General features: G+C 68.7%; 13 protein-coding genes and 1 tRNA gene. 4 read left to right on the top strand and 10 right to left on the bottom strand.

Annotation, left to right across the window (positions count from 1 at the left end):
- The first annotated feature begins 74 nt into the window (after positions 1-74).
- Positions 75-632, top strand: coding sequence for a vWA domain-containing protein (locus AVME950_RS05670; RefSeq protein WP_284429062.1), 558 nt, complete (start codon positions 75-77; stop codon positions 630-632).
- A gap of 135 nt (positions 633-767) precedes the next feature.
- Here AVME950_RS05670 and AVME950_RS05665 read toward each other — a convergent pair whose 3' ends face one another.
- From AVME950_RS05665 to AVME950_RS05655, 3 genes are all read right to left on the bottom strand, one after another.
- The gene (locus AVME950_RS05665) at positions 768-1,610 is read right to left on the bottom strand and encodes an ABC transporter substrate-binding protein (protein WP_284429579.1); all 843 of its coding nucleotides are present in this window, start codon (positions 1,608-1,610) and stop codon (positions 768-770) included.
- Between the two features lie 203 nt (positions 1,611-1,813).
- Positions 1,814-2,290: a copper chaperone PCu(A)C gene (locus AVME950_RS05660; protein WP_284429061.1), complete on the bottom strand. Its 477-nt coding sequence runs from the start codon at positions 2,288-2,290 to the stop codon at positions 1,814-1,816.
- A 131-nt stretch (positions 2,291-2,421) separates the two neighbouring features.
- Positions 2,422-2,781, bottom strand: a complete 360-nt coding sequence (locus AVME950_RS05655) for a hypothetical protein (RefSeq protein WP_284429060.1) — start codon at positions 2,779-2,781, stop codon at positions 2,422-2,424.
- Between the two features lie 245 nt (positions 2,782-3,026).
- On the opposite strand from AVME950_RS05655, the gene AVME950_RS05650 reads away from it, so the two are divergent.
- A complete protein-coding gene (locus AVME950_RS05650) occupies positions 3,027-4,115 on the top strand; it encodes an SDR family oxidoreductase (RefSeq protein ID WP_284429059.1) in 1,089 nt (362 codons plus the stop codon).
- A gap of 91 nt (positions 4,116-4,206) precedes the next feature.
- Here AVME950_RS05650 and AVME950_RS05645 read toward each other — a convergent pair whose 3' ends face one another.
- The 7 genes from AVME950_RS05645 to AVME950_RS05615 form a co-directional block, all read right to left on the bottom strand.
- Positions 4,207-4,623, bottom strand: coding sequence for a pyridoxamine 5'-phosphate oxidase family protein (locus tag AVME950_RS05645; RefSeq protein ID WP_284429058.1), 417 nt, complete (start codon positions 4,621-4,623; stop codon positions 4,207-4,209).
- 19 nt (positions 4,624-4,642) lie between these two features.
- Complete coding sequence (locus AVME950_RS05640; RefSeq protein WP_272564590.1) at positions 4,643-4,858, bottom strand: DUF3606 domain-containing protein; 216 nt, start codon at positions 4,856-4,858, stop codon at positions 4,643-4,645.
- 227 nt (positions 4,859-5,085) lie between these two features.
- Positions 5,086-5,161: transfer RNA gene (locus AVME950_RS05635), tRNA-Lys, on the bottom strand.
- Positions 5,162-5,287: 126 nt separating this feature from the next.
- The gene (locus tag AVME950_RS05630) at positions 5,288-6,265 is read right to left on the bottom strand and encodes a GMP reductase (RefSeq protein WP_272564565.1); all 978 of its coding nucleotides are present in this window, start codon (positions 6,263-6,265) and stop codon (positions 5,288-5,290) included.
- A 178-nt stretch (positions 6,266-6,443) separates the two neighbouring features.
- Positions 6,444-7,163, bottom strand: coding sequence for a hypothetical protein (locus AVME950_RS05625; RefSeq protein ID WP_284429057.1), 720 nt, complete (start codon positions 7,161-7,163; stop codon positions 6,444-6,446).
- Positions 7,164-7,289: 126 nt separating this feature from the next.
- Complete coding sequence (locus AVME950_RS05620) at positions 7,290-8,315, bottom strand: Bug family tripartite tricarboxylate transporter substrate binding protein (protein WP_284429056.1); 1,026 nt, start codon at positions 8,313-8,315, stop codon at positions 7,290-7,292.
- A gap of 61 nt (positions 8,316-8,376) precedes the next feature.
- On the bottom strand, positions 8,377-9,573 hold the full coding sequence (locus AVME950_RS05615; RefSeq protein WP_284429055.1) for a M20 family metallopeptidase: 1,197 nt from the start codon (positions 9,571-9,573) through the stop codon (positions 8,377-8,379).
- A 137-nt stretch (positions 9,574-9,710) separates the two neighbouring features.
- On the opposite strand from AVME950_RS05615, the gene AVME950_RS05610 reads away from it, so the two are divergent.
- Positions 9,711-10,616 carry a MurR/RpiR family transcriptional regulator gene (locus AVME950_RS05610; protein WP_284405827.1) on the top strand — a complete coding sequence of 302 codons (906 nt, stop codon included), beginning with the start codon at positions 9,711-9,713 and terminating at the stop codon, positions 10,614-10,616.
- A 54-nt stretch (positions 10,617-10,670) separates the two neighbouring features.
- Positions 10,671-13,133, top strand: coding sequence for a UvrD-helicase domain-containing protein (locus tag AVME950_RS05605; protein ID WP_284429054.1), 2,463 nt, complete (start codon positions 10,671-10,673; stop codon positions 13,131-13,133).
- The last annotated feature ends 46 nt before the right edge of the window (positions 13,134-13,179 follow it).

The following is a 13,179-nucleotide window of genomic DNA, read 5'->3' as shown; positions in this document are numbered from 1 at the left end:
AACGGGGGCGGGGCGATGGAACGCCTGACCTGCGCGGCAGCGAGCCGGGGCCCTGGGATTGGCCGCGCACCTTCATGGCGCGGGGTGCGGCCGTCCAACTGCAGCGGGAACACCTGCGGCACCAGCCCGTACAGGCCCGCACCGGGCGGCTGCATTGCTTCGTGCTGGACTGCTCGGCCTCCATGGTGGCGAGCGGTGCCCTGGCGCGCGCCAAGGGCGTGCTGCTGGCGCTGATGGGCGAGGCCTACCGCCACCGCGACGACGTGGCGCTGCTGTGCTTCGGTGGCAGCGGCGTGCAGTTGCGCGTGCCGCCCCAGCGCGCGCCCGCCTGGAGCGACGGCTGGGTATCGCCCATCGGCGGCGGGGGCGGCACGCCGCTGCACGGTGCGGTGAACCGAGCGGCCCAGGTGCTGCAGGGCGCGCGCGACCGGCAGGGGTGGCTCTGGCTGCTCACCGACGCCCGCACGCGCGAGCAGCCGGGCCGGCCGGCGTTGGCGCGCGAGGCCTGCGTGGTGGACTTCGACCTGGCCCGCGTGCCCTTGCACCGGGCCGAGCAGCTGGCGCAGTGGTGGCAGGCGCGCTATTGGAGGGCGGATGGCTTGGAGGACCTTCCAGCCGCTATGGAAAAGTGAGCTGCCACCGCTGAATCAGGGTGTTTTCATTGCCAAAATGGTCTTGAGGGCAATTGATACTAGGGCATATCGCTATATTTTTGATAGCGATCTTGCCTGTCCGTGCCATCGCTGCCGCCATGGCGGCTACGGCCCTCACGGCGGCGTGGAGCGCCGGTCCACCGATGCCAGGCAATCCAGGATTTCCCGCGCCGCCTCGTCCAGGCGCGGACCCGGCCGCACCATCACGTCGAAGTGAGATTCGGCGATGCGGCAGAACCGACCGCGCTGCACCGCCTCCATGGTGCCCCAGCCCGGGCGCGCAGCGATCGGCGGCGTACCGCGGCCTTCGTTGGTGATGAGCAGGTCGGGCTCGGCCCGCACCGCGTATTCCGGGCCCAGCTTGGGAAACGCGCCCAGGCTGCCGGGCACCACATTGCGCAGTCCCAGGCGGGCCAGCGTTTCGCCGATGAACGAGGCCTCGCTCGCCGCCGCCGAGCCGCCGTGCAGTTCAAAGTACACGCGCCGGCCTTGCCACGCGGCCGGCACCCGGGCGCGGGCTTCGTCCAGCCGCACGTCGGTGCGGTGCCACAGCGCTTCGCCCGCCCCCGGCTTGCCGATGGCCTGTGCCACCGCCTCCATGTTGCGCCGCATGTCCGCATGCGTTTTGGCGTCCAGCGCCAGTACCTTGATGCCCAGGCCCTCCAGCCGCTCGACCACACGGTTGCGCGGGCGCACCAGCACCAGATCGGGCCGCAGCGCGATGATGCGCTCCACGTGCGCGTCCGCCAGGCTGCCCACCTGCGGGAGCTGGCGCACCGACTCGGGCCAGTTGGAGTGCCGGTCCACGCCGACGAGGCGATCGCAGGCGCCCAGGGCGCAAAGCGTCTCGGTGAGCGAGGGCTGCAGCGACACGATGCGCGCTGCTGGCCGTGGCAGCTCCACGGTCTGCTGCCGGTCGTCGGCGATGCGGATGCCTGCGTGCGCGGCGCCCGCCATCCACCAGGCCAGCAGGCACCACCACACAGCGGACGATCGAAAAGGGTGGGAAGGGCGCAAGGCGGTAGGCAAGAGGTGGGGCGGCATCGTGGGCGAGCGCGGTATTGTGCCGGTCCGCGGCCCTGGCTCGTGCCTTGGCCGAGCGCGCGAGGCCCAAAAAAGGCATGGCGTGCTGCGCGCTGCACGCCATGCCGCTCGCCAGATCAGTGCTTGTGGTCGCCGTGGGCCGCCGGTGCCTGGCTGGCGCTCACCGCGCGCGCCTGGGCCTTCACCTCCAGCGACTCGCGCTTGCCGTCCTGGCCTTCGAAGACCAGCGTGAGTGGCACCGTGTCGCCTTCCTTCACGGGTTTGGGCAGGTCCATCAGCATGACGTGGTAGCCGCCGGGCTTGAGGTCCACGGCCTTGCCCGCGGGCAGGTCGATCGCGGGTACCTCGCGCATCTTCATCACGTCGCCTTCCATCTTCATCTCGTGGATTTCCGCCAGCGGCGCGGCGGGCGAGCTGACAGATACCAGGCGCGTGCTCTTCGCGGCATTGAGCCGCATGAAGGCGCCGGTGGCCTTCTGGTTCGGCACCGAGGCGCGCACCCAGGCGTCCTGCACGGTGACTTGGGCATGGGCGGCCGTGGCCGTCAAAAGGGCCATGGCGATGGCGAAAGCGGAAAAGGGGGTCTTGGGCATGAAAGCTCCTTGAATGCGGAAAACGGATCAACGGCCTGCGCGGGGCTGCGCGGAAAACCCATGCCCGCAGCGGTCCGTAAACGGGGGGCAGGTGGACGGCCGGTCAGCGCGCTGGGGACCGGCCCCGGTGTTCATGCCGCCAGCGGCGGTGCCCGAGGAGGGAAGGGCGCACCGGCCAGCGTGGCCGGCGGAGCGCGGTAGAGCGGGGTGGGAACGTGCGTCGGCAGTGCCTGGGCATGCGCGCCCGCCTGGGTCGAGGGCGGCGGCAGGACCGTCGGCAGGCACAGCGGACACTCCAGGCCATGGTGCGCAGGCACGGCGGCATCTTCGCCCGCGCCGGCCACCACCCACCGCGGCTCGCCACCCGCCGAGCACACCCATTCGATGCGCGGCGGGTGCACCAGCGGCGCGGCCACCGCCACGCCGAGCGACGCCACGAACCACGCCAGGATCAGGCGGGCGAGAAAGCGGACGTGGCGCAGGGCAGGCATGTGCGCTGCATTATCGCCGCGTGCTTTCCCGGCCTTCACCGCGCCGGGTCCAGGGGCTGGTGCGCCCCCGAAGCGCGCACTCCGTCGATCGCAAGGCCGTCCCCGAGGGGCCTCTTGCATTCGGACGGCGCGTTTTCCGACGCGATCGCTCGGTCTGCGCACGCAGCCTTGGGCGTCTTCGTCGGCCGGCCCGCCCTTCAGCGGGCGCGCCGTGCCACGGTCCGCCATTCCCTCAGGAGCCTTTCATGCCCACCTCTCCCTCCTCCAAAGCCAAGACCCGCAACGGCACACCCGGTGCCACCAAAGCCCGGGGCAACGCCGGCACGGCGGAGAGCCCGGACACCGAAGCGGTCGCGCGCAAGCAGGTGCGAATCCAGCGCGAGCAGGACGCGAAGGACCAGGCCAAACCCTCTCGATCCGCTGCCCCAGCCAAGAAGGGCGCTGCGGCCAAGACCGCCGCCCCCGGCGCCGGCCGCGCAGCCCCCGTGCCGCCCATGCCGCAGCAGCACCTGGAAAAGCCGGGGCGTGAGGCCGACATGGAGCTGGCGCCGCAGTTCGAGGCGCCCCAATACCGGGGCAGCGGCAAGCTCGAAGGTTTCTCCGCCATCGTCACGGGCGGCGATTCCGGCATCGGCCGGGCGGTGGCCGTCCTCTTCGCCCGCGAAGGCGCCGACGTGGCCATCGTCTATCTCAACGAACACGAAGATGCCGAGGCCACGCGCCAGCATGTCGAACAGGAAGGGCGCCGCTGCATCCTGATTCCGGGCGATGTGAAGAGCGCGGCCTTCTGCCAGCGGGCGGTGCGCAAGACGGTGTCGGCGTTCGGCAAGCTGGACGTGCTGGTCAACAACGCGGCCTTCCAGGAGCATGCCGAATCCCTGGCGGACCTGACCGAAGAGCGCTTCGACGAAACCTTCAAGACCAACGTCTACGGTTACTTCCACATGGCCCAGGCGGCGCTGCCGCACCTCCAGCGCGGGGCCGCGATCATCAACACCGGCTCGGTCACCGGGCTGCGCGGCAGCAAGGAACTGCTGGACTACTCCGCCACCAAAGGCGCGATCCATGCGTTCACCAAAGCGCTGGCCAGTAACTTGGCCGAACAAGGCATCCGCGTCAACGCCGTGGCGCCCGGCCCCGTGTGGACACCGCTGAATCCGGCGGACCGCAGCGAAGAGGGCATCGCAGAATTCGGCAGCAAGACCCAACTGGGCCGGCCCGCGCAGCCGGAAGAGATTTCGCCGGCCTACGTGTTCCTGGCCTCGCCCGTGTGCTCCAGCTATATCACCGGCATCGTGCTGCCGATCACCGGCACGGCGGGCGACGGAGGCTGATGCCCGCCAGGGCCCGCACGCTGATGGGTTGCTGCACGCGCCCTGCGGGTGCAGCAACCGCCCGGGTGCGCCAAGTGATGGCGCAATGGCATTAGACGGTGATGTCGCCGCCGTCTTCGCCATCCCAGTAGTGGATGCGGCAGGCTTTCACCCGGATCATGACGAGCCCCTGGGTGTCGATGCCATCGTTGAACCAGTGGTCCAGGTCGGGCGTCCAGTGCTCGGCGAAGGCGGCTCGGTCCCGCACCAGCTCGGCGTTTCCCTGCACGGCCACCAAGAATGCCTTGGCGCCCTGGAAGGCGAGCGATACCTGGGGCGCACGTTCGATGTCGGCCACCATGCGGGATTGCTCCCAGGTGAAATAGCACGACGTGCCGTCGTAATCGACCTCGCGGTTGTTGCTCATCGGCCGGCCGGCGATGGTGCCGCCGTCGGTGTGGGTGGACAGCATGGCGATGTCGATGTCGCGCATCTTCTCGGCCAGATCGGCCAGGGTCTTTTGGGTCATGGAGGGCGATCGGCGGGGTTCAGCGGTCAGCGCCGAGCTGTTCCACGCGGTCATCGTTGGTGATGCTGCGTGAACCCTTGAGGTGCATCTCCACATCGGCCGCCTTGTCGCCAACGGCTTGCACGGCCTCTTTCAGTTGCAGCTCGCTCACTGCGAGCTTGTCGGCCCATTGGGTGACGAGGGCGGCGTCGTTGACGTCGATGCGATCGGGTTGCACACCTGCGGCTTGGTTCATGTCGGTCTCCTGAAGAAAAGAAGGGGAAGACATGAACCTAAGGCGCACGCAGCGGCGGCGGCTGTAGGCAGAACGCGCCCACTGCCGGAGGGATTGCCCGACAGGACGCCGTGGCGCGCGTGGAATGCAGCGGTGCTGGGTGCTTTCCACGAAGCGGTCGCGGAAATGCAAAAAGCCGGCGCTATGTTTAGTAGCGTCGGCTTTTTTTGCCTTGCGGCTTGTATAAGTGGTGGGTCCTGAGTGACTCGAACACTCGACCTACGGATTAAGAGTCCGCTGCTCTACCAACTGAGCTAAGAACCCACTTTTTGAAAAGTTGTCTGCATCGCTGCAGAGCCTCGAATTATGCACCAAGATTTGAGGCGTCTGCAAGTCCCGCAGAAAAAATTGCCGTCATCAGGTGCTGATCGCCGGCCGTCCGGTGGTCTTTCACATGAGCAGATGCTCGCCCGCGTTGTCGCCACCCAGGATCACGTAGTTCACCTTGCGGATGTCCATGAGCTTGCGGCCGCCGGAGTAGCTGATCGAGCTTTGCACGTCCTGCTCCATCTCCACCAGCGTGCTGGCCAGCGTGCCCTTGATGGGCTCGAGGATGCGCTTGCCCTCCACGTGCTTGTACTCGCCCTTGTTGAAGTCGCTGGCCGAGCCGTAGTACTCCTTGAACAGCGCGCCGTCCACTTCCACCGTCTGGCCCGGGGACTCTTCGTGGCCGGCGAACAGCGAGCCGATCATGACCATGGTCGCGCCGAAGCGGATGCTCTTGGCGATGTCGCCATGGTCGCGGATGCCGCCGTCCGCGATGATGGGCCGGGTGGCCACACGCGCGCACCATTTGAGCGCCGACAGCTGCCAGCCCCCAGTGCCGAACCCGGTCTTGAGCTTGGTGATGCACACCTTGCCCGGGCCGATGCCCACCTTGGTCGCATCGGCGCCCCAGTTTTCCAGGTCGATGATGGCCTCGGGTGTGCCGACGTTGCCGGCGATGACGAACGCGCCGGGCAGCTTGTCCTTGAGGTAGCCGATCATGTTCTTGACCGTGTCGGCATGTCCGTGGGCGATGTCGATGGTGACGTACTCGGGTACGAGGCCGGCGGCGGCCAGTTGGTCCACGGTGTCGTAGTCGGGCTGCTTCACGCCCAGCGAGATGGAGGCGAAGCACCCCGCCGCTTGCATGTCGCGCACGAATTGCACGTTGTCCAGATCGAAGCGGTGCATGACGTAGAAGTAGCCGTTTTGCGCCATCCAGCGGCAGATTTTCTCGTCCACCACCGTTTTCATGTTGGCCGGCACCACGGGCAGGCGGAAGCTGCGCTGGCCCAGCGTCACGCTGGCGTCGCACTCGGAGCGGCTTTCCACGCGGCATTTGCGCGGCAGCAGCAGGACGTTGTCGTAGTCGAAGATTTCCATCAGATTTCCAAGCTCCATTGAAGGACGCGGCGGAAGGATTTCCGCCACGGTGGGCGCTTGGCTTGCTGACCGGCTCTGCGGGTGCCGCCGCAATGGACGGCACCGGACCCTGCTGTGCGCAGGCACAAAAAACCGGGCGTCAAGAAACTTGGGCCCGGTGACTGATTCTACCCGCCGCTCAAGACCCTGCTGCGCAGCGGGACTGCGCCGCGGCCACGATGCGGCCCTGCGCATCCTGCAGCCAGCCGGCGACGAACAGGCGCTCGGCATCGGTGCCTTCCGGGGTTCGCATGGAGCGGTTGTCGATCCAGGCGGATTGCTCCTTTTTCGATAGCGGGATGCCGGCGTTCCAATTGCCCTGGAGGGCATTTCGAACCACATACCGTTCGACCGGCGTCCCTGCGGTGCCCGCGGGCACCCGCTCCACCAGCACCAGCGTGTACGCATAGCGGCCCGCCGGCAGCAGATTGCGGGGCGCGGGCTGGAAGGCGATGCCGGTGCCGAGGTAGTCGTTCATCGCCAGGCCGTTGGCCACGCGCAGCCGGCCGGGCAGGGGCTGCACCTCGGCGGTGTGGGTGTCTGAAAATGACGGCACGCTGCGGCCGAGGTCCTGCAGTCGCTGCAGGGCATCGCGCGTGGCGGCGGCGGACAGGGGGGCATCGTCCGCCAGCCCGCCGGGCACGATCCAGTCGAGCACCAGTGCACTGGCGCCGGGCGCGTGCGCAGGCGGCCCGGCCCAGCACGATTCGCAGTCGGCGTTGATGAAGCGTTCGTACAGCGCCACGGGCTGCGCCACGCCGTCGCTGGAACAGGACGCCTGGGCCTGGGCCAGCAGCGGGGCGCCGCCGAAGGTGGCCAGCAAGGCCAGGGCGGTCAGGGAGTGAAGGGGTGGGCGCATGGGCAGCAGAGCAGCGGCAGTGGTGTTGCGCGCCATGTTCCCACAGATGCGCACGGCTTGGGAGCCGCCCGTGCATGTGGGGCCCCGGCCCCGAACCGGGGTGGGGCGGGAGGCCGGGTGTGCGGCCTACTCGGGCTTGACGTTGGCGCGGCGCACCACGTCGCCGTAGGCCACCAGGCGCTCGGCCATCATCTTCTCGAAGCCGGCCGGTGCCATGTCTTCCGGCGCGATCACGCCGCGGCCGCGCAGGTTTTCCAGCATGGAGGGTTCCGTGGCTGCCGTGCGGATGGCCTTGTGCAGCGTGGCCACGATGGCAGGCGGCGTGTTGGCGGGCGCGGCGATGCCGGTCCACGATGTCTGGTTGAGCGGGGCCTGGCCCAGTTCGGCGAAGGTGGGCACGTCGGGCAGTTGCGGCAGGCGCTGGGGCGACGCCACGGCCAGCGCGCGCAGCTTGCCGGCCTGGATGTGCGGCAGGAAGATGACCAGGTTGTCGAGCGTGAACTGCACCTCGTTGGCCAGCACGGCAGTGATGAGCGGAGAGCCGCCGCGGTAGGGCACGTGCACGGCCTGCGTGCCGATGGCCAGCTGCATCATTTCGACATTGAGCTGTCCCATGCTGCCGGCGCCGGCGCTGCAGAAGTTGAGCTGGCCCGGGCGCTGCTTGGCGTAGGCCACGAACTCGGCGAAGGTCTTCACCGGCAGGCTGGGGTGCACGACGAGCACGTTGGGCTGGCGGCCCAGGATGGCGATGTTGTCGAAGTCCTTGATGGGGTCGTAGCCCAGGTTGGGCTGCACGAGCGGATTGGCCAGGTGGCTGCTTTGCGACGAGACCACGAGCGTGTAGCCGTCGGCCTTGGAACGGGCCACGAACTGCGCGCCGATCGATCCGCCCGCGCCGGGCTTGTTGTCGATGACCATGGGCACGCCCAGGATGCGGCCGAGCGGCTCGGCGTATTGCCGCGCCATCACGTCCACCGAGCCGCCGGGCGGGAAGGGCACGACGAGCGTGATCGGGCGCGCGGGGTAGGTCTCTGCCGCGTGGCTGGTCACGGCGGGCAGGCCGGCCAGGCCCAGCCCGAGGCTGGAAGCCAGGATCTGGCGGCGGGTCAGGTGGCAGGCGTCAGGCGAGGAAGGGGCGGTGCGAACAGGCATGGCAGGGGCAATGGCAAATGAAAAGACAAAGGTGAAAAACAGGGCGCGGCCTGGCCCGCCGTCAGCCCAGCGCGAGCAGGGTGAGGGCCAGCGCCTGGGCCCGTGGCACGAAGGTGGTCAGGTCGCAGAATTCGCGCTCGCTGTGGGCGTATCCGCCCACCGGGCCCAGCGCGCACAGCGAGGGAATGCCCATCGACGAGGTGATGCCGCTGTCGGCGGCCCCGCCGGTGAATTCGCCCTCGACCGCGAAGCCAACCTGCGCCGCGCTGCGCTGGTAGGCGGCCAGCAGGTCGGCCGGGGTTTTGGCCATGGGCAGCGTGCCGGTCTGCTCCACGATGCGGCCACTGGTGCGGGGCAGCGATTCTTCTTCGATCACCGCGCGGATGCGGGCCAGCACGGCCTCGAGGTCGTTCTCGGCCGTGTAGCGCAGGTCCAGATGGGCCCGCGCCAGCGGCGCGACGACGTTGGAGGCCATGCCGCCCTGGATGAAGCCGACGTTGAGCGTCACGCCCGGCTCGCAGCCGTTGAGCGCGTGCAGGGCCACCGTCTTGCGCGCCAGGGCCTCGATGGCGCTGGCCCCCTGCGCGGGGTTGATGCCCGCATGCGCGGCCACGCCCTGCACCTCGAAATCGATGCGGTACGAGCCCTTGCGCTCGACCACCACGTTGCCCGTGATGCGGCCGGGCTCGGCGTTGAGCACGGCGCGCGCGCCCTGGGAAATTTCGCGGATCACCGTTCGGCAGGCGGGCGAGCCCACTTCTTCGTCGCACGAGAAGAACAGGTGCACGGGCGAGGCGTTGCCGCCGAACCGGGCCAGCGCCTCGGCCACGAAGACGTTCATGACCAGGCCGGATTTCATGTCCGCCACGCCGGGCCCGAAGGCCTTGCCGGCTTCCACCCGCCAGGGGCGCTCGGCGGCCGTGCCCAGGGGGAACACCGTGTCCATATGGCCCATGAGCTGCAGGTGGCCTGCGGCCGCTGGATCGCTGCCCGGAATGCGGGCCAGCAGGCATTCGCCCCAGCCCGGCTGCGGCAGGGTCTGCACCGCGATGCCAGCCGCTTCCAGCCGCCCGCGCAGCAGGGCCGCGACCTGCTGCACGCCCGCCACATGGCCGCTGCCGCTGTCGGTGTCCACCACCTGCCGCAGCAGATCGAACATGGCGCTTTCCTGCGATGCCAGCCAGGCCAGCAGGGGTTGCGCAGCCGGCGGCAGGGCTTGGCCGGTGGCAGGGGAGTCGGCTTCGATGGTGGTGGTCATGGGCATCGCGAGTGAAATGAATATTTCAATAATCATATATTCATGAAACAGTCATTGCAATGTGCTCGCGGTGCTTCGCCATGCGGGGCTGCGCTGGATTACGCTCACCCATCCCCGTCGATTTCTCCACCCCTGCCATGCTCCTGACCGAACGGCTCGTCCTCCACGCCCCCACCCTGACGGCCAGCGAACGTGCGCTGGCGGACGACCTGCAGCGCCACTACCCCGACGGATTGCTCGACTCGGCCAGCGCCATGGCTGCGCGCGCGGGCACCAGCGCCTCCACCGTGGTGCGGCTGTTCGCCAAGCTGGGCTATGCCAGCCTGGCCGAGGTGCGCCGCGAAGCCCGCAGCGAGGTGACCGTGCTGCTGCAGACGCCCGCCCAGCGCACGCGCGCCACCATCGGCAGCGACCGCACCCTGGCCGAGTGCGTGGACGATGCGCTGCTGCACGACCAGCACAACCTCACCGCCACCCGGCAGGGCCTGGACATGGGCGTGTTCGGGGCGGTGGTGCAGGCCATCAGCGGCTGCCAGGGGCGCGTCTTCGTGATGGCCGAGAAAAACAGCGTGCCGGTGTCCTCCTACCTCACCACCCACCTGAACATGTGCCGGCCGCAGGTGCTGGAACTGGGCGCGGGCGCGCCCTTCGCGGTGGACCGGCTGCTGTGGACCGAGCCGCAGGACATGCTGCTGGTGTTCACCATCCGCCGCTATTCCAACGGCGCGCTGCTGGCCGCGCAGCATTTCCGGCAGCAGGGATGCACCGTGGTGGCGATCACCGACAGCGCGGCGGCGCCCATCGTGGCCTGCGCCCACCACAGCCTGCTGGTGGGCACGGCGAACGCGTCCCCGTTCGACTCCTACACCGCCGCGTTCTTCCTGTGCAACGCGCTGGTGTCCGCCGTGGCGCAGCAGCGGCATGGCGAAGTGGCGCAGACCCTGCAGCGCCGCGACGCGCTGTGGAAGGACTTCGAGGCCGATGCGGTGGACGGCCTGCGCCGCATGCCCCCGCTGCCGGCCCGCCCGCGCAGTGGGGGATAGCGCCGAGCAGCCCCACGGCGGAGGGCCGCCGGTGGAGGTTCCTACAATGGCGCCATGCTCCCACACGACCTGTTTTCCGGCGCGCCAGCGCCTTTCGGTGCTGGCGACGCCGGCCCCGCGCCCCAGTCCGATGCCGCCTCGCCCCTGCTGCAGAACCTGAACGACGAGCAACTGGCCGCGGTCACGCTGCCGGCTGGGCACGCCCTGATCCTCGCGGGCGCGGGCTCGGGCAAGACCCGGGTGCTCACCACCCGCATCGCCTGGCTGCTGCAGAACGGCTACGCCACGCCCGGCGGCATCCTGGCCGTCACCTTCACCAACAAGGCCGCCAAGGAGATGGTCCTGCGCCTGTCGGCCATGCTGCCGGTGAACGTGCGCGGCATGTGGATCGGCACCTTCCACGGGCTGTGCAACCGCCTGCTGCGGGCGCATTACAAGCTGGCCGGCCTGCCGCAGGCCTTCCAGATCCTGGACACGCAGGACCAGCTTTCGGCCGTCAAGCGGCTGTGCAAGCAGTTCAACATCGACGAGGAGCGCTTTCCCCCGAAGCTGGTGCAGTACTTCATCAGCGGCTGCAAGGAAGAGGGCCTGCGCCCGGGCGACGTGGACGCACGCGATGCCGATGCCCGCAAGAAGGTCGAGCTGTACCAGCTGTACGAAGAGCAGTGCCAGCGCGAGGGCGTGGTCGATTTCGGCGAACTGATGCTGCGCAGCTACGAATTGCTGCGCGACAACGACCCGGTGCGCGCGCATTATCAGCGGCGCTTTCAGCACATCCTGGTGGATGAGTTCCAGGACACCAACAAGCTGCAGTACGCCTGGCTCAAGCAGCTCGCGGGTGACGTGGCGGACGGCCAGTTCCAGGCGCGCGGCAGCGTGATCGCCGTGGGCGACGACGACCAGAGCATCTATGCCTTTCGCGGTGCGCGCGTGGGCAACATGGCCGACTTCGTGCGCGAGTTCGACGTGCAGCGCCAGATCAAGCTGGAGCAGAACTACCGCAGCTACAGCAATATCCTCGATTCGGCCAACGCCCTCATCAGCCACAACAGCAAGCGCCTGGGCAAGAACCTGCGCACCACGCAGGGCCCTGGCGAGCCGGTGCGTGTGTTCGAGGCCACCACCGACCTGGCCGAGGCGCAGTGGATGGTGGAGGAGATCCGCCAGCTCGTGCGCAGCGACGGTTTCGAACGCAAGGAAGTGGCCGTGCTGTACCGCAGCAATGCGCAGAGCCGGGTGATCGAGTCGGCCCTGTTCAATGCCGCGGTGCCTTACCGCGTGTACGGCGGCCTGCGCTTCTTCGAGCGGGCCGAAATCAAGCACGCACTGGCCTACCTGCGCGTGCTGGAGAACCCGCACGACGACACGAGCTTTCTGCGCGTGGTCAATTTCCCGCCGCGCGGCATCGGCGCGCGCACGGTCGAGGTGCTGCAGGACGCGGCGCGCAGCGCGGGCTGCTCGCTGCACGATGCCGTCACCGCGGTGCCGGGCAAGGCCGGCGCCAACCTGGGCAGCTTCGTCGCCCTGGTCGACGTGCTGCGCGAGCAGACGCAGGGCATGACCCTGCGCGGCATCATCGAGCAGATGCTGGAGTCCAGCGGCCTGCTGGAGCACTTCCGCTCCGAAAAGGAAGGCGCCGACCGCATCGAAAACCTGCAGGAGCTGGTGAACGCGGCCGAGAGCTTCGTCACGCAGGAAGGCTTCGGGCGCGACGCCATCGCGCTGCCGGTGGACGAGCACGGCACGCCGCTCACGCAAAGCCCGGCGAGCCAGGGCCTGGACCCATCGCTGCCCACCACCGACGAGCCGCTGCCCGGCGGCGTGGCGGGCATCGTGGACACCGATACCGGCGAGACACTCTCGCCCCTGGCCGCCTTCCTGACCCATGCGGCGCTGGAGGCGGGCGACAACCAGGCGCAGGCCGGCCAGGATGCCGTGCAGCTCATGACCGTGCACGCCTCCAAGGGCCTGGAGTTCGACGCCGTGTTCATCGGCGGCATGGAAGAGGGCCTGTTCCCCCACGAGAACGCGATGAGCGACCGCGAAGGGCTGGAGGAAGAGCGCCGCCTGATGTACGTGGCCATCACCCGCGCGCGAAAGCGCCTGTACCTGAGCCATTCGCAGACCCGGCTGCTGCACGGCCAGACGCGCTACAACATCAAGAGCCGGTTCTTCGACGAACTGCCTGAAGCCGCGTTGAAATGGATCACGCCCAAGCAGCAGGGGTTCGGCACGTTCGCTCCTAATTCAGGAGCGGGCGGTGCATACGGATCTAGCGCGAGAGGCGGATTTGGATCCAGATCGGAATCGTTCGCCAGCCCGCCGGTTCCGGTGCAGAAGGCCGCCCCATCGCACGGGTTGCGCGTGGGACTGGGCGTGTTCCACACCAAATTCGGCGAGGGCAAGGTGCTGGCGCTGGAGGGCACCGGCGACGATGCGCGCGCACAGGTGAACTTTCCCCGGCATGGCACCAAATGGCTGGCGCTGTCGGTGGCCAAGCTGACCGTGGTGGACTGATTGGACACCGCGGGGCGGGGTGGCATGCGCCGCCCCGCGGCGTGCC

Origin of the sequence: Acidovorax sp. SUPP950 (genome assembly GCF_030158935.1) — a bacterium.
GTDB lineage: Bacteria > Pseudomonadota > Gammaproteobacteria > Burkholderiales > Burkholderiaceae_C > Paracidovorax.
The sequence above is the reverse complement of the archived record's forward strand: the minus strand, read 5'-3'. Positions and strand labels throughout refer to the sequence as shown.